Source organism: Mitsuaria sp. PDC51 (assembly GCF_900113225.1).
GTDB lineage: Bacteria > Pseudomonadota > Gammaproteobacteria > Burkholderiales > Burkholderiaceae_C > Roseateles.
The window spans coordinates 1,630,654-1,645,641 of the sequence record NZ_FOZE01000001.1; the positions used below are offsets into that span (position 1 = coordinate 1,630,654).

The 14,988-nt window shown below is 69.8% G+C and carries 11 protein-coding genes; 6 read left to right on the forward strand and 5 right to left on the reverse strand.

What is annotated here, in order from left to right; all coding sequences use genetic code 11:
* The first annotated feature begins 194 nt into the window (after nucleotides 1–194).
* Nucleotides 195–2,282, forward strand: a complete 2,088-nt coding sequence (locus BM393_RS07140; RefSeq protein WP_141225252.1) for a hypothetical protein — start codon at nucleotides 195–197, stop codon at nucleotides 2,280–2,282.
* Between the two features lie 34 nt (nucleotides 2,283–2,316).
* On the opposite strand, the gene BM393_RS07145 is transcribed toward BM393_RS07140, so the two are convergent.
* The 5 genes from BM393_RS07145 to lptF form a co-directional block, all read right to left on the reverse strand.
* Nucleotides 2,317–3,486 (reverse strand): pyridoxal phosphate-dependent aminotransferase, encoded by a 1,170-nt coding sequence (locus BM393_RS07145; protein WP_091723988.1) that lies wholly within the window; start codon nucleotides 3,484–3,486, stop codon nucleotides 2,317–2,319.
* A 97-nt stretch (nucleotides 3,487–3,583) separates the two neighbouring features.
* Entirely contained in the window at nucleotides 3,584–4,528 is a 945-nt protein-coding gene (locus tag BM393_RS07150) for a CysB family HTH-type transcriptional regulator (protein ID WP_091723991.1), read from the reverse strand.
* 19 nt (nucleotides 4,529–4,547) lie between these two features.
* Nucleotides 4,548–4,973: a sirohydrochlorin chelatase gene (locus tag BM393_RS07155; protein WP_091723994.1), complete on the reverse strand. Its 426-nt coding sequence runs from the start codon at nucleotides 4,971–4,973 to the stop codon at nucleotides 4,548–4,550.
* Between the two features lie 88 nt (nucleotides 4,974–5,061).
* Entirely contained in the window at nucleotides 5,062–6,225 is a 1,164-nt protein-coding gene (lptG, locus tag BM393_RS07160; RefSeq protein WP_091723996.1) for an LPS export ABC transporter permease LptG, read from the reverse strand.
* On the reverse strand, nucleotides 6,222–7,421 hold the full coding sequence (gene lptF, locus BM393_RS07165; RefSeq protein ID WP_091723999.1) for an LPS export ABC transporter permease LptF: 1,200 nt from the start codon (nucleotides 7,419–7,421) through the stop codon (nucleotides 6,222–6,224). The genes lptG and lptF overlap by 4 nt, the downstream gene beginning before the upstream one ends.
* Nucleotides 7,422–7,449: 28 nt before the next feature.
* On the opposite strand from lptF, the gene BM393_RS07170 reads away from it, so the two are divergent.
* The 5 genes from BM393_RS07170 to prsK all read left to right on the forward strand — a co-directional run bounded on the left by BM393_RS07170 (nucleotide 7,450) and on the right by prsK (nucleotide 14,915).
* Complete coding sequence (locus BM393_RS07170; RefSeq protein WP_091724002.1) at nucleotides 7,450–8,910, forward strand: leucyl aminopeptidase; 1,461 nt, start codon at nucleotides 7,450–7,452, stop codon at nucleotides 8,908–8,910.
* A gap of 46 nt (nucleotides 8,911–8,956) precedes the next feature.
* Nucleotides 8,957–9,385: a DNA polymerase III subunit chi gene (locus BM393_RS07175; RefSeq protein ID WP_091724004.1), complete on the forward strand. Its 429-nt coding sequence runs from the start codon at nucleotides 8,957–8,959 to the stop codon at nucleotides 9,383–9,385.
* A gap of 342 nt (nucleotides 9,386–9,727) precedes the next feature.
* Nucleotides 9,728–10,870: a branched-chain amino acid ABC transporter substrate-binding protein gene (locus BM393_RS07180; RefSeq protein ID WP_091724007.1), complete on the forward strand. Its 1,143-nt coding sequence runs from the start codon at nucleotides 9,728–9,730 to the stop codon at nucleotides 10,868–10,870.
* 443 nt (nucleotides 10,871–11,313) lie between these two features.
* The gene (locus tag BM393_RS07185) at nucleotides 11,314–12,693 is read left to right on the forward strand and encodes a TIGR03013 family XrtA/PEP-CTERM system glycosyltransferase (RefSeq protein WP_091724009.1); all 1,380 of its coding nucleotides are present in this window, start codon (nucleotides 11,314–11,316) and stop codon (nucleotides 12,691–12,693) included.
* Nucleotides 12,694–12,776: 83 nt separating this feature from the next.
* Nucleotides 12,777–14,915, forward strand: coding sequence for an XrtA/PEP-CTERM system histidine kinase PrsK (gene prsK / locus BM393_RS07190; protein WP_091724012.1), 2,139 nt, complete (start codon nucleotides 12,777–12,779; stop codon nucleotides 14,913–14,915).
* The last annotated feature ends 73 nt before the right edge of the window (nucleotides 14,916–14,988 follow it).

Here is a 14,988-nt window from a genome sequence, read left to right on the forward strand (position 1 = left end):
CGGACGGGCCGCGTGTGTCGCGACCTCATCCGGCCTATTGTGAGGGACCCGCGGCGCGCCCCATGGCGCCGCGCCGATGCGCGCATGATGCGCGGGCGATGCGCGTCGCGGGCGAAGGAGGGGCGCTTTTCCGGGTTTGTCCCGGGGAGCGCCGTGCTAGAGTGAAACGCACTCCAACAGCAATGACAGCGGGCATGGATCGAGATCATCACGACCCGCGCGGCGTGTTGCCGTCGCATAGCGTTCTCGTGCTGGCCATCCTCGTGATGTCGGCGCCCGCGTGGAGTCTCGGCGTGGGCCGACCGCAGGCGGCCTCGTCGCTGGGGCAGCCCTTGAACCTGCTGTTCCCCGTCCAGCTCAATCCCGGCGAGAGCCTCACGCCCGACTGCGTGCGCGCCGAGGTCAGCGCGGGCGAGAACCCGTTGTCCGCCTCGGGCCTGCACTGGCAGATCGAGGGCGACGCTGGACGCCCCACCGGCGTGCGGCTGCGCAGCGTGCAGCGCATCGACGAGCCCATCGTCTCGGTGCAGCTGAGCGTGGGCTGCAGCGCGCGGCTGACGCGCCAATACACCGCTTTCATCGATCCGCCCGGCCTGAATGCAGAACCGTTGGCCGACACCGGCGCGACGACCGTGCCGCTGGTGTCGCCCGCGATGCAAGCGCAGCGGGAAGGGCAGCCCGCCCGCGTGACCGAGGCGCCCCGTGCCTCGGCGCCCGTCAGTGCAGGCGAACCGGCATTGGCCGCGGCCGCGACGCCCAGGTCCTCCGCGGCCGAGCGCCCACGCCGCGCCCCCCGTCGCGTGGCGCAGGCAAGCCCTGGCCCCGAGCGCGACGGTAGCGCCGCGGCGCCGGCGGCCGTTCGCCGCGAGGAACGCGCGACACGATCGTCCGCGCCCCGATTGAGCCTCGAACCCGCCGAGGCCTTGCAGTCGTCCGCGCCCGCGCTGCTGGCGGCCGAGGCCGCCGCCAGCGCGGCCAGCGCCGCCGAGGAGGCCCGCCAGCAGGTGCTGGCGATGCAGAAGCAGATCGCCGACCTGCAGGCGGAGCAGAAGCGCACGCTCGCCGCGATGAACACGCTGCGCCAGGACCTGCAGGCCGCGCGCGAACGGGCCGCCGAGACGGGTGGATCGTCCTCGACCTGGGTGCTGGGGCTGAGCCTGCTGAGCCTGGCGCTGGCCGCGAGCAGCCTGCTGCTGTGGCGCAGCAACCGCATGCAGCGGCGCGAGGCGGAACAGCACTGGCTGACCGATTCGCGTCAGGACGCCGAGGCGGAGATGCGAGGCGCCGCGACGGTGCCGCCGCCGATGCCCACGGGGCCGTCGCCTTTCACGCCGACCGATCCGCACAGTTCGCCGGCCCCGTTGATGTCGCACCTGTCGACCGACGGGCCGCCCGCCTCGTCGGCGCCAACGACGATCCCGATGCCGCTCACCGCCGTCGAGGAACCGACCCGGCCCGGCCCGCTGACGCCGCCACCGGCGCGCGCCTCGACGCGGGCGCCGACCACCGCCGCCGACGACGCGCTGGAGGCGCTGGCCGCGCTCGAGGCCATGGAGGCGGTCGAGCCGCTGAGCCTGCAGTTCGATCGCGACGACACGCGGCCCGCGCCGTTCACCGCCGACCTGGGCGGCGTCGGCAGCCTGGTGACCGTCGAGGAACTGATCGACCTGGAGCAGCAGGTCGATTTCTTCATGGTCCTGGGCCAGGACGACGCGGCCATCGAGCTGCTGTCCTCGCGCCTGAACCAGCGCGACGCGGCCAGCGGCCTGCCCTTCCTCAAGCTGATGGAGCTCTACCAGCGCCGCGGCGACCGCGAGGCCTTCGATCGCGTCGGTACGCGTTTCGCGGAGCAGTTCCATGCGCGCGCGCCGTCGTGGAGCGACGACCTGAACGAGGGCGAGGGGCTGGAGGCCCATGACGAACTGATCGATCGGCTCGAGGCCGCCTGGGTCGACGCCGAGGGCAGCATGAGCCTGCTGCAGGACCTGCTGTCCAAGCATCAGGAGTACAGCGGCGACCTGGGCCTGCCGGCCTACCGCGACCTGCTGCTGCTGTACGCCGTGGCGCGGGACCGCGCGGAGCACGAGGTCGACGGCCAGTCGATCGATGTCGTGCTGCCGCTGGATGCGACGGCGCACGTGGACCAGATGGCGACCATGGTGTGGCAGTCGCCACCGCCGCCGCCGGGCATGCCGGCACCGCGGTCGGTCCTCACGCAGTCGGTCGACCTGGACCTGTCGCTGGTGGACGACGAGCCGCCGAGAGACGCCAAGGGCCGCTGACGAGCGTTGCGGGCCGCCAGCGGCCGGCCCGGCCTCAGATCCGCTTCAGGCGGTCGAGCGCGAGGTCCAGCGTCTCGTCCTTCTTCGCGAAGCAGAAGCGGATGACCTTCGCGTCGCTGCCGCCGCCGTAGAAGGCCGACAGCGGAATCGCCGCGACGCCGATCTCGCGAGTCAGCCACTGGCACATCGCCATGTCGTCGAGCGCGGCCAGCTCGGGCCGCAGGCCGCCGTAGTCCACGCACTGGAAGTAGCTGCCCGGGCAGGGGCGCAGCACGAAGCCCGAGTCCGCCAGTCCGGCGCGGAAGCGGTCGCGCTTGCGCTGGTAGAAGTCGCTCAGGCCGAGGTAAGGCGCCGGATCGCGCATGTAGGTGGCGATGCCGTGCTGCATCGCCGAATTGACGGTGAACACGTTGTACTGGTGCACCTTGCGGAACTCCGCCGTGAGCGCTGCCGGCGCCGCCACGTAACCCACCTTCCAGCCGGTCACGTGGTAGGTCTTGCCGAAGCTGGAGACGACGAGGCTGCGCGCCGCCAGCTCCGGCAGGCGCGACACGCTCTGGTGCATGTGGCCGTCGTAGACCATGTGCTCGTAGACCTCGTCGCTGATCACCAGCACCTCGGTGCCGTCGAGCAGCTCGGCCAGCTGCCGCAGTTCGTCCGCGCTCCAGACCGCGCCGCTGGGGTTGTGCGGGCTGTTGATCATGATCGCCCGCGTGCGCGGCGTGAGCGCGGCGCGCAGCCGGTCGAAGTCGGGGCGGAAGGTCTGGGGATCCAGCGGCACCGCCACCCGCACGCCGCCCGCCAGCGCGATGTTGGGCGCATAGCTGTCATAGGCGGGCTCCAGCACGATCACCTCGTCGCCGGGATGCACCACCGCCAGCAGCGCCGTCAGGATCGCCTGCGTCGCGCCGGCGGTGACGGTGATCTCGCTGTCCGGGTCATACGCATGGCCGTAGAGCGTCTGGATCTTGGCGGCGATCGCCTGGCGCAGCGCCGGCACGCCGGGCATCGGCGGGTACTGGTTGTGGCCGGCGCGCATCGCGGCGTCGACGGCATCCAGCAAGGCCGGATCGCCGTCGAAGTCGGGGAAGCCCTGGCCCAGGTTGACGGCCTGGTGCTGCTGCGCCAGCGCCGACATGACGCTGAAGACCGTCACCCCCAGTTGGGGCAGGCGGCTCGCGGGAACGGGGGTGTGAACACGCATGGTGGGATCGATGAAGGGGCGGGTCGGAAGCGGGGGAGGCGCTGGAGGTGGCCGTGATCGGATCGGGGGAAGGCGTCGGGTGGGCGCTTGTTGCGCGTCAGAGGTCGTAGTCGCTGGCCTCGCCGCTCATCGCGCGCTGCAGCAGCGTGCGGTTGAGCCGGTCGGACAGCAGCTCGGCGAAGCTGTAGACGTAGTTGCGCAGGTAGGCGCCGCGCTTGAAGGCGATGCGCGCGACGTTCTGGCCCAGCAGGTGGCCCAGCGGCCGCGAGACCAGCTCGCCGCCGGGTGGGTCCTCGCGCACCGCCATCTCGGCGACGATGCCGATGCCCAGTCCCAGCCGGACATAGGTCTTGATGACGTCCGAGTCGATCGCCTCGAGCACGATGTTGGGCGTCAGATGCCGCTGCGCGAAGGCCCGGTCGATGCGGGTGCGGCCGGTGAAGCTGGGGTGGTAGGACACCAGCGGCTGCTGGGCGAGCTGCTCCAGGTCGATGCGCTCGACCTGCGCGAGCGGATGCTCCGCGCGCATCACCAGCACGTGCTGCCATTCGTAGGCGGGCAGGGTGACGAGCTCCTCGAACTGCGACAGCGACTCGGTGGCCAGGCCGACGTCGGCGGTCTCGTCGATCAGCATCCGGGCGACCTGGTCCGGGCTGCCCTGGTGCAGGCCGATGTTGACCTGCGGGAACTGCCGGCGCAGCTGGGTGACGGGCCCCGGCAGCACATAGCGGGCCTGGGTGTGGGTGGTGGCGATCGAGAGCGTGCCGACGTCCTGCTTGGAGTACTCCTCGCCGATGCGCTTGAGGTTGCCGACCTCGCGCATGATGATCTCGATCGACTTCAGCACCTGGCGCCCCGGCTCGGTGATGCTGCGCAGCCGCTTGCCATGGCGCGAGAAGATGTCGACGCCGAGCTCCTCCTCGAGCTCCAGGATCGCCTTGGAGACGCCTGGCTGCGAGGTGTAGAGCGCCTTGGCCGTCTCGGTCAGGTTGAGGTTGCGGCGCGCGGCCTCTTGGACGAAGCGGAACTGGTGCAGGTTCATGGCGTGGTCATCGCAGGCGTCAGGCCTGGGGCAGCACGGTCGGGGTGGAAGGGTCGAGCGGATCGGCGGGCAGGGTGACGCCGGAGATGAGGTCCAGCGTCGCGCCCGCCATCGCGCGGATGACGGAGGCCTGTTCGCCGATCGCGTCGTGCAGCACGAACAGCACCCGAGGGTGCGTCGCGCGCAGCGACTCGACCAGCGGCGGCACGTCCCGCCGCACATGGCCGCTGGCACCCAGGAACATCGGCACGATCTGGATGCGGCTGCAGCCGCGCGCGGCCAGGGCGCCGGCGGCGGTGGCGATGTCCGGGGCCATCAGCTCCAGGTAGGCCAGTGCGATCGGCAGGTCGGGCCGCCGCGTCTGCAGCTCGGCGGCGATGGCCTGGAACGGGGCGGCCCAGGCCGGATCCCGGGCGCCGTGGGCGAAGAGCAGCAGACCGTCCATCAGCAGTCCTCCGTCGGTTGAAGCGGCCGGGTCGCGGCCGGGGGAAGGGACCGGCGGGTGCCGGACCGGCGGGCGGCGCTCCCGCCCTTCATCGATAGCGCACCAGCCAGTAGAACGCCGCCATCGAGATGCCCAGGTAGAGCAGGCTGGGCGCGGACGCCACCAGCCAGGGGGTCCAGTCGCGCAGCAGCCCGAGGTGGCCGGTGATCGCGTTCAGCACCACGAAGCTGATGCCCAGCATGATGCCGCCGAAGACCTTGACGCTGATGCCGCCCGAGCGGAAGTGCAGGTAGGCGAAGGGCAGCGCCAGCGCCACCATCACCATGCAGGCGAACGGATAGAAGGCCTTGCGCCAGAACTGGATCTCCGGCTGCGCCGAGGACTGCTCCTGCGAGGACAGGTGGCGCGTGTAGCGGTAGAGCTCCAGCGTGGACATGTTCCAGGTCGGCTGCACCGCCGCGGACACCACGCCCGCCGGCAACTGGCTCTGCCAGTCGAAGCGCGGCAGCAGGACCTCGTGGATGGCGGGGTTCTCGGACAGCTTGTCCTGCGGCGCCGCGGGGTCCTTGGGCTGCGGCGCGTTGGCGGCCGGCTGGCTCAGCGGGGTCGCCACGCGCGACCACTGCGTCAGCCGCACCTCGTTCATCTGCCAGCGGCCGGTGGCGTCGACGGTGGCGCTCTTGGCGGTCAGCCGGGTCGCCATCGCGCCCTTGCTGTCGAACTCGAAGACCAGCACGTCCTCCATCGTCCCGTTCGAGCGGGCCCGCCCGACATGCACCGCGTAGCTGAAGTCGCCGATGCGGTCCTTCATCCACGCGCCCTGCGCGTTCGTGACGCCGCCGCTGGCGGTGGACTTGAGCAGCTGCGCCTGGCGGTCCGCCCAGGGGTTGACGAAGTCGCCCACCACGAAGGCCAGCACCGCGAAGGCCAGCGCCATCACGCTCAGCAGGCCCAGCGCGCGCTGCGGCCCCAGGCCGCCGGTGCGCAGGATGGTGAATTCGCTGGACTGCGCCAGCCGCGCCATGCTGAAGATGGTGCCGATCAGCACCGCGATCGGCATCAGTTCGTAGAAACGGCCCGGCAGCTTCAGCACGCTGGACCACACCGCCAGTCCCAGGCCCAGGCCCAGGCGCTGGAAGCGGTCCAGGTCGTCGATGAAGTCCAGGAAGAAGAACAGCGCCAGGAACCCGGCCATGACCAGGGTGAAGGAACTGAGGATGTCGCGGTACAGCAGCCGCCGCACGGTTCTCATGTGGGCACTCCCGGCGTGGACGAGGACATCGAGGCCGGCGCGATGACCACGCCCGCCGGGACCGGGCCCAGCACGGTCTCGGCATAGGCCGGGTTCTCCGGCGGCGCCGGCAGCACGCCGCTGCGCGGGGCGCCCAGGCGCGCGCCCTGTTCGCGCCAGAGCAGCAGCAGCATGGTCACGACGAAGGCGCCGCCATGCAGCGCCAGCATCGCGGGCCCCAGCTTCATCTTGTTGCCCACCACCCAGGTCTGGGTCAGGTTGATCAGGTTGAAGTAGACGATGAAGGCCAGCAGTGCGAACAGCAGGTTCCAGTTGCTGGCGCGGCGCGGGTTGGTCGCCGAGATGCCGATGCCCAGCAGCACCAGGTTGACGCAGCCCAGGATCATGCCGAAGCGCCAGGCCAGCTCGCCGTCGTTCTGCGGCGAGCGGTCGACCAGCAGGTCCAGCGTCGGACGCGTCTTCGGCGCGCGCTTGCCGTCGGCGCGCATCACCTCGTCGTCGACCACCACCTGGTATTGCTGGAAGCGCGCGACCGACTTGTCGCCGTTGCGCAGGTCCACGTCGTTGCGCTGGCCGTGCTCCAGCACGAGGACGCGCTGGTTGTTCTTGTATTGCAGCGCGCCGCGCGCCGAGGTCGTCACCGACTCCAGGTGCTCGGTGTTGTTCATGATGAAGACGTTGCGCGCGGCGGCCTCGTCGGCCGGGTCGCGTTCAATGAAGAACACCCGCGAGCCGTCGTTGGAGCTCTGGAACTGGCCCGGCGCGACACGGGACAGGTCGCTGCGCTGCTCGAACTGCTCGCGCAGCTGGGCGCTGTTCTCGTTGCTCCACGGCCAGACGATGGTCATCAAGACCGTCACCACCACCAGCACCGGCGAGGCCATCGTCAGCACCGGCCGCACGAAGCGCGTCAGGCCCAGGCCGCTGGCGAACCAGATGGTCATCTCCGATTCCTTGTACATGCGCCCCAGCGACATGACGACGGCGACGAACAGCGACAGGCTCAGCATCACCGGCAGTTGGGCCAGGGCCAGGTAGCCCAGCGACAGCAGCACATGCTGCGGTGCCACCGTGCCCTTGGCCGCCATGCCGAGGGAGCGCACCAGCAGCATCGTCACGACGATGGTCAGGATGACCACGAAGGCCAATCCGAAACTGCGGGCGAGTTCTTTGCGTACTGATGAATCGAATAACATCCGGGCACTTTATCTACTTCTCGGTATTATGGACTTTCGCTCTCAGCTCGCGTCCCTCGACGCCCTGTCGTCGCACGGCGCCGACGCCCTGGTGCTGATCGTCGCCGGCGACAGCCTGCCGGCGTCGCTCGACAAGACCGTCTCCGCCCTGGTCAAGGACGCCATCAAGCTCGGCGACTTCGAGCTGAAGGCGGGTCAGGTCTTGTCCCTGGTCCGTCCCGCCGGCCTGAAGGCCCCGCGCCTGATCGTGGCCGCCAGCGGTTCGACGCTCAAGGCGGCGCGTTCCGCGTTGACCGCGGCGCTGGGCCAGCTCAAGGGCAAGGGCGCGACCGGCGCCTCGGTGGCCTACGCCGGTTTCGGCGCCGAGCTGACCGAGTCCCTGGCCGAGCAGACCGTGCTGGCCGCCCAGGACGCCGTCTATGTCTACCGCGAAACCAAGCCCAGCGCGCCCGCCGCGTCCAAGCTGACGAAGATCGCGCTGCTGCACGGCAAGGACGAGGCCAAGGCGGTCAAGGCCGGCCTGACGCGCGGCCAGGCCATCGGTGCCGGCATCGCGGTGGCGCGTGAATGCGCCAACCTGCCGCCCAACGTCGCCACGCCGGCCTATCTGGCGGACCAGACCAAGGCGCTGGCCAAGAGCCACGGCATCAAGGTCGAGGTGCTGGACCAGAAGGGCATCGAGAAGCTGGGCATGGGCTCCTTCCTGTCGGTGGCCAAGGGCTCCGACGTGCCGCCGCGCTTCATCGTCGCCAAATACGAAGGCGCCGCCAGAACGCAGGCGCCCATCGTGCTGGTGGGCAAGGGCATCACCTTCGATTCGGGCGGCATCTCGCTCAAGCCGGGCGCCGGCATGGACGAGATGAAGTTCGACATGGGCGGCGCCGCCTCCGTGCTGGGCACGCTGCGCGCGGTGGCCGAGCTCAAGCCCAAGATCAACCTGGTCGTGCTGATCGCCGCCTGCGAGAACATGCCCAGCGGCCGCGCGGTCAAGCCGGGCGACGTGGTGACCTCGATGTCGGGCCAGACCATCGAGATCCTGAACACCGACGCCGAAGGCCGCCTGATCCTGTGCGACGCGCTGACCTATGCCGAGCGCTTCAAGCCCGCGGCCGTGGTCGACGTCGCGACGCTGACCGGCGCCTGCGTGATCGCGCTGGGCGGCGTGCGCTCCGGCATGTACGCGAGCGACGACGAACTGGCGGCCGCGCTGTCGGCCGCCGGCGAGACGGCGCTGGATCCGTGCTGGCGCCTGCCGCTGGACGACGACTACGCCGACGGCCTGAAGACCAACTTCGCCGACGTCGCCAACGTGGCCGGCCGCGAGGGCGGTTCCATCACGGCGGCCAAGTTCCTGCAGCGCTTCGCCTCGAAGTACCGCTGGGGCCACCTGGACATCGCCGGCACCGCCTGGAAGGGCGGCGGCGCCAAGGGCGCCACCGGCCGTCCGGTCGGCCTGCTGACGCACTTCGTGCTGTCGCAGGTCCGCTGAGCGCGCGCCGCGTTCCTCGGAAGCTGACAAGGGAAGGGCGGGTCCGGTGACGGAGGTCAACTTCTATACCGGCGTGCCCGACCGACAGGTCTACGCCTGCCGCCTGCTGCGCAAGACGCAGGCGGCCGGGCTGACCGTCGGGGTGTGGGGACCGATGCGGCTGCTCGAACGACTCGACCAGACGCTCTGGACCTTCGATCCCGGCGAGTTCCTGCCCCACCTGCTGCTGCGCGGCGACACGCCGGAACTGCTGCGCGCGCGCACCCCCATCCTGCTCTCGGACCAGCTCGACGCGCTGGCCGGGTGCCGGGTGCTGCTGAATTTCGAGCCGGGCGTGCCGCCGGGCATCGAACGCTTCGAGCGCGTGCTGGAGCTGGTCTCCACAGATGCCGAACAGGTCGCCGCGGGACGCGCGCGATTCAAGGCCTACAAGGCCCTCGGCCTGACGCTGAATCATCACGTGATGTCGGCTTGAACGCCGGCGTCGATCACCACGAACGTTCACCGCGACCGATCGCGCCGCGGTGGTGCCGCCGCGCGCGGGCGTGGTGCCGTGACGCCCATGGACAGGGCGCTGGCGGGGCTTGTCGGGCGCCGGGTGGGCGGAAATCCGCACTCTTCGCGCAGGGGCTGTGTGCGCCTTCGCACTCCTGTGAAAACCATCCGGGTTTGCCCCGGTGACAGGGGCGCGACAACGCCTGCGCCGTGACCGCGTTCACAGCATTTTCACTATGGAAACGGCTCCGCCTTTCGGGGTATGGTCGCTCGCGTTGAGAACTCAACGTCATTCCACATATCCCGAGTCGGAGGTTCCTAGATGCAATCCAAGCTGAATGTGATCGTGGGCGCAATCGCCATTGCCGCGAGCGGCGCCGCGATGGCGCAGGATGCGGTGGTCAAGATCGGCCACGTGGGTCCGACCAGCGGCGCGATCGCGCACCTGGGCAAGGACAACGAACTGGGCGCCAAGATGGCCATCGACGAGCTGAACGCCAAGGGCGTGACGATCGGCGGCAAGAAGGTCAAGTTCGAACTGCTGGCCGAAGACGACGCCGGCGATCCCAAGCAAGGCACCGCCGCCGCCCAGAAGCTGGTCGACTCCAAGGTCAACGGCGTGGTCGGCCACCTGAACTCGGGCACGACCATCCCCGCGTCCAAGATCTACAGCGATGCCGGCATCCCGCAGATCTCGCCGTCGGCGACCAACCCCAAGTACACCCGCAACGGCTACAAGACCGCGTTCCGCGTCGTGGCTGACGACGTGCACCTGGGCGGCACGCTGGGCAAGTACGCGGTGACGCAGCTCAAGGGCAAGTCCATCGCCGTCATCGACGACCGCACCGCCTACGGCCAGGGCGTCGCCGACGAATTCGAGAAGGGCGTCAAGGCCGCCGGCGGCAAGGTCGTCGGCCGCGAATTCACCAACGACAAGGCCACGGACTTCACCGCCATCCTGACCTCCCTGAAGGGCAAGAAGCCCGACGTCGTCTTCTTCGGCGGCATGGACGCCGTGGCCGGCCCGATGCTGCGCCAGATGAAGCAGCTGGGCATCGAAGCCAAGTTCATGGGCGGCGACGGCATCTGCACGGCCGAACTGCCCAAGCTGTCCGCCGGCACCATCAGCGACAGCCAGGTCGTCTGCGCGGAAGCGGGCGGCGTGGAAGGCGAATCGAAGAAGTCGCTGGACGCCTTCAAGACCAAGTTCAAGGACAAGTACAAGGTCGACGTCCAGATCTACGCTCCGTACGTCTATGACGCGGTCAACGTGATGGTCGACGCCATGGTCAAGGCCAAGTCCGCCGACCCCAAGGTCTACCTGCCCGTGCTGGCCAAGACCTCGGACTACAAGGGCGTGACCGGCACGATCGCCTTCGACGCCAAGGGCGACATCAAGAACGGCGCGCTGACCCTGTACACCTACAAGGGTGGCAACCGCGAGCAGATCGCCGTGGTGCGCTGATCCTCCAAGCGCTGCAAGGTTGAAGGACGCCCACTTCGGTGGGCGTTTTTTTTCGTCCATGGCCATGCGACATGGCGCTGTCCCCTGATCGAGGGATCACCCCCTCACTCGCGTGCATTCCCGCACGAGAGCCCCCCAAAGCATTCAGTCAGGGGGTTTGCGCCTCCGAGGCGCTACCGACAATGGCCTGCGTCAGCGTGCCGAGGGATCGATTCGGGGATCCGGCGGCGGTCGACGGGAGACGGGTTCAACCGGGTCGGATTGCAAGGCGGACGCCCCTGCAAACAGGGGGCTTTCAAGCCTGGGGGGCGCAGGCATGATGCCCCCCGCAGCGAACAGGGTCCTCCTCTGGAGGAGGCGTTCGCGACGAGCGGTCCAGAGAGGTTCACCCGGGTCGGCGACAGCGTCCCAAGAGGATGCCGTGACCAGCTTTGGGGACGGGCATGATTCGAATTTTTAACCACTACCTCCATCGTCGTACCCTGATCCAGGTGCTGTTCGACCTGGGCCTGATCATCGCGGCGGTGTTCGCGGTCGCGCTGAGCCACGGCAGCGGCGAGCACATGATGAGCTTCGCGGCGTCCTATGGCCTGTCACTGGCCGGCGGCATGTTCGTCATCAACTCCGCGTCCGGCCTCTACTCCCAATCCCACAAGCGCTCGCTGACGCAGTCCTGCGCCCGCGCGCTGTTCGCGCTGCTGATCGGCCTGCCGCTGGCCTACGGCCTGTTCAGCCTGATCCCCGCCACCGTCTCCCACCGCGACCTGCTGACCACGACCGCCATGCTGGCCGTCGCGCTGGTGATGGTGCACCGCGTCTACGCGGCGCATTCCGGCGTGCAGGGCGCGGGCCGGACCAAGATCCTGATCTTCGGCAGCGGCCACGCCGCGCTGGCCGTCAGCGAGAGCCTGCGCGCCGCCGATCCGCATGCGCAGATCGTCGGGTTCCTGCCGGGCCCCAACGAGATCGATCCGCAGGTGCCCGCCCACCAGCTGCTGGCCGCCGGCGAGACCCTGACCGACGCCGCGATGCGCCTGGGCGTGGACGAGATCGTCGTGGCGCTGTCCGAGCGCCGCGGCGGCTCCATGCCGCTGCGCCAGCTGCTGGACTGCAAGCTCTACGGCATCCGCGTCGTGGACCTGGCCACCTACTTCGAGAAGACGCTGGCGCAGATCAAGATCAGCCACGTCCACGCCGGCTGGCTGATCTTCGGCGACGGCTTCAACCAGGGCGTGCTGCGCAGTGCCGTCAAGCGCGCCTTCGACCTGGTGTCCTCGCTGGTGCTGCTGGTGGCGACCGCGCCGATCATGGCGGTCACCGCGCTGCTCATCAAGCTGGAATCGCCCGGCAGCATCTTCTACACGCAGGAGCGCGTGGGCCTGAACGGCGCCACCTTCAAGGTGATCAAGTTCCGCAGCATGCGCAACGACGCCGAGAAGGACGGCCGCCCCCAGTGGGCGACCAAGAACGATGCCCGCGTGACCCGCGTCGGCAACTTCATCCGCAAGGTCCGCATCGACGAACTGCCGCAGCTGATCAACGTGCTGCGCGGCCAGATGAGCATGGTGGGCCCGCGTCCCGAGCGGCCCTTCTTCGTCGACGAGCTGGTCGCGCAGATTCCGTACTACGCGGTGCGCCACAGCGTGAAGCCGGGCGTGACCGGCTGGGCGCAGGTGCGCTACGAATACGGCTCCACCATCGAGGACTCGCTGGAGAAGCTCCAGTACGACCTGTACTACGTCAAGAACCACACGCTGTTCCTCGATCTGCTGATCATGCTGGAGACGGTGGCGGTGGTCCTGACGGGCCGGGGGGCGCGCTGAGCGCGACGGCGGAGCGACCCGCTCCCGGCGTCCCGTTCCCGCGCCCGCCTCGGAACGCGGCCCGCGCGCCGGGACCCTGATCCATGTGGGCAGACACCCTGAACCTCGGCACCGCGTCCGGGATCGTCGCGGTATTGGCGCACCTGGCCCTGGCGGTCGTGGTGCTGCCGCAGTTCGGCCAGCACCGGCGCCGCGCGCTGCGACTCGAGGCCGCGCTGCTGCTCAGCGCCGTCTGGGCGGGGCTGGACGCGGCGGTCGAGCAGGGCTGGCTCGGGTCCCACCAGTGGCCCGCGCTGGTGCTGCTGCCCATCTGCGACGCGCTGCGCTACGGCGCGTGGTTCTCCTTCATCCTGGCGCTGATCGAATCGCGCGGTGACGACGGCCAGGCGCGCAGCGCCGGCGTCGCGCGGCCGCTGCAGTGGCTGGCCTGGGCCGGCGTGGCGGCCGCGGTCGCGCTGCCGCTGTGGCGCTACTGGGGCGACGCGCCGCTGGCCCAGATGCAGCGTCCGATGACGATGGCCTGGCTGGGCCTGGGCGTCTTCGGCCTGGTGCTGCTCGAGCAGATGCTGCGCAACATCCACAGCGACGCGCGCTGGAATGCCAAGCCGGTCTGCCTGGGCCTGGGCGCGGTCTTCGCGTTCGACGTGTTCGTGTTCTCGCAGGCCTCGCTGTTCCAGCAGTTCGACGGCGACGCGCTGAGCGTGCGCGCCGCCGTGCACAGCCTGGCCGTGCCGCTGCTGTGGCTGGCCAGCCGGCGCCACAAGAAGTGGCTGGACAAGCTCCATGTCTCGCGCACCGCGGCCTTCCATTCGGCCACGCTGCTGATCGTGGGCGTCTACCTGCTGGGGGTGTCGGGCATCGGCTACTACGTGCGCTACACCGGCGGCGAATGGGGCCGCGCGCTGCAGCAGGTGCTGCTGGCCGTGGGCGTGCTGGCGCTGCTGACGATGGGCCTGTCGGGCTCGCTGCGCGCCAAGCTGCGCGTCTACATCAGCAAGCATTTCTTCAGCTACCGCTACGACTATCGCCAGGAGTGGCTGCGCTTCACCGCGATGCTGTCGGCCAGCGCCTCGCCGGCGGAGCTGGGCGAGTCGGTGATCCGCGGGCTGGCGCACCTGGTCGAGAGCCCCTCGGGCGCGCTGTGGCTGCGTCGCGCGCCCGCGGCCGGCGCCGACGGCGAATACCAGCAGGCCGCGCGCTGGAACCTCAACGACGACCGCCAGCCGCTGGCCGCGGACGCCGCGCTGCTGCACCTGCTGCAGGAGCGCGCCTGGATCGTCGACCTGGACGAATGGCGCCGCGACCCCGGCGCCTACGAGCACGCGCCGCTGCCGGCCGCGCTGGCCGGCGATGCGCGCCACTGGCTGCTGGTGCCGCTGATCAACGCGGGCACGCTGACCGGCTGGGTGATCCTGGGGCAGCCGCGCACGCGGCTGGAGCTGAACTGGGAAGTGCGGGACCTGCTGCGTACCGCCGCCCAGCAGGCCGCCAGCTACCTGGCGCAGATGCAGGCGGCCGAGGCGCTGCTGGAGGCGCGCAAGTTCGAGGCCTTCAACCGCATGTCGGCCTTCGTCGTGCACGACCTCAAGAACATCGTCACGCAGCTGTCGCTGATGATGAAGAACGCCAAGCGGCTGCGCGACAACCCGGAGTTCCAGCAGGACATGCTGGACACGGTGGAGAACTCGCTGGACAAGATGCGCCAGCTGATGCTGCAGCTGCGCGAGGGCGACAAGCCGCATCACGGCAGCGCCGGCGGCGTGGCGCTGACGGCGATCGCGCGGCGGTTGGCCGCGGCGGCGGTCGGCAAGGGCCGCGGCCTGGAACTGGAGCTGCGCGACGAGGTCAGCGCGCGCGGCCATGAGGAACGGATCGAGCGCGTGCTCGGCCACGTGGTGCAGAACGCGCTGGACGCGACGCCGATCGACGGCCGCGTCACGCTGCGGCTGCAGCGCGTGGGCAGCCACGCGCAGGTGGAAGTGGAAGATACTGGCTGCGGCATGTCGCAGGAGTTCATCGATCAACGGCTGTTCAAGCCGTTCCAGACGACGAAGGCGGCGGGCATGGGCATCGGCGCCTACGAGAGCTACCAGTACCTGCAGGAACTAGGGGGGAAGATCAACGTGGAAAGCGCGCCCGGACGAGGCACCAAGGTCACCATCTTGCTGCCGCTGTTTTTCGCCCAGTCGGGCAGCGACGCCGGCCTGGTGGAGGCGCGATGAGCCCCGCCGCAGCGCCGTTCGCCGGCCCCGCCGCCTCCCTCCCGCAAGGCCCCGCGCGGCGGAGGGAACGCGC

Excerpts from the sequence above, each read along its gene's own strand:
- BM393_RS07140 (WP_141225252.1), top strand. The coding sequence starts at position 195 with ATGGATCGAGATCATCACGACCCGCGCGGCGTGTTGCCGTCGCATAGC.
- BM393_RS07145 (WP_091723988.1), bottom strand. The coding sequence starts at position 3,486 with ATGCGTGTTCACACCCCCGTTCCCGCGAGCCGCCTGCCCCAACTGGGG.
- BM393_RS07150 (WP_091723991.1), bottom strand. The coding sequence starts at position 4,528 with ATGAACCTGCACCAGTTCCGCTTCGTCCAAGAGGCCGCGCGCCGCAAC.
- BM393_RS07155 (WP_091723994.1), bottom strand. The coding sequence starts at position 4,973 with ATGGACGGTCTGCTGCTCTTCGCCCACGGCGCCCGGGATCCGGCCTGG.
- lptG (WP_091723996.1), bottom strand. The coding sequence starts at position 6,225 with ATGAGAACCGTGCGGCGGCTGCTGTACCGCGACATCCTCAGTTCCTTC.
- lptF (WP_091723999.1), bottom strand. The coding sequence starts at position 7,421 with ATGTTATTCGATTCATCAGTACGCAAAGAACTCGCCCGCAGTTTCGGA.
- BM393_RS07170 (WP_091724002.1), top strand. The coding sequence starts at position 7,450 with ATGGACTTTCGCTCTCAGCTCGCGTCCCTCGACGCCCTGTCGTCGCAC.
- BM393_RS07180 (WP_091724007.1), top strand. The coding sequence starts at position 9,728 with ATGCAATCCAAGCTGAATGTGATCGTGGGCGCAATCGCCATTGCCGCG.
- BM393_RS07185 (WP_091724009.1), top strand. The coding sequence starts at position 11,314 with ATGATTCGAATTTTTAACCACTACCTCCATCGTCGTACCCTGATCCAG.
- prsK (WP_091724012.1), top strand. The coding sequence starts at position 12,777 with ATGTGGGCAGACACCCTGAACCTCGGCACCGCGTCCGGGATCGTCGCG.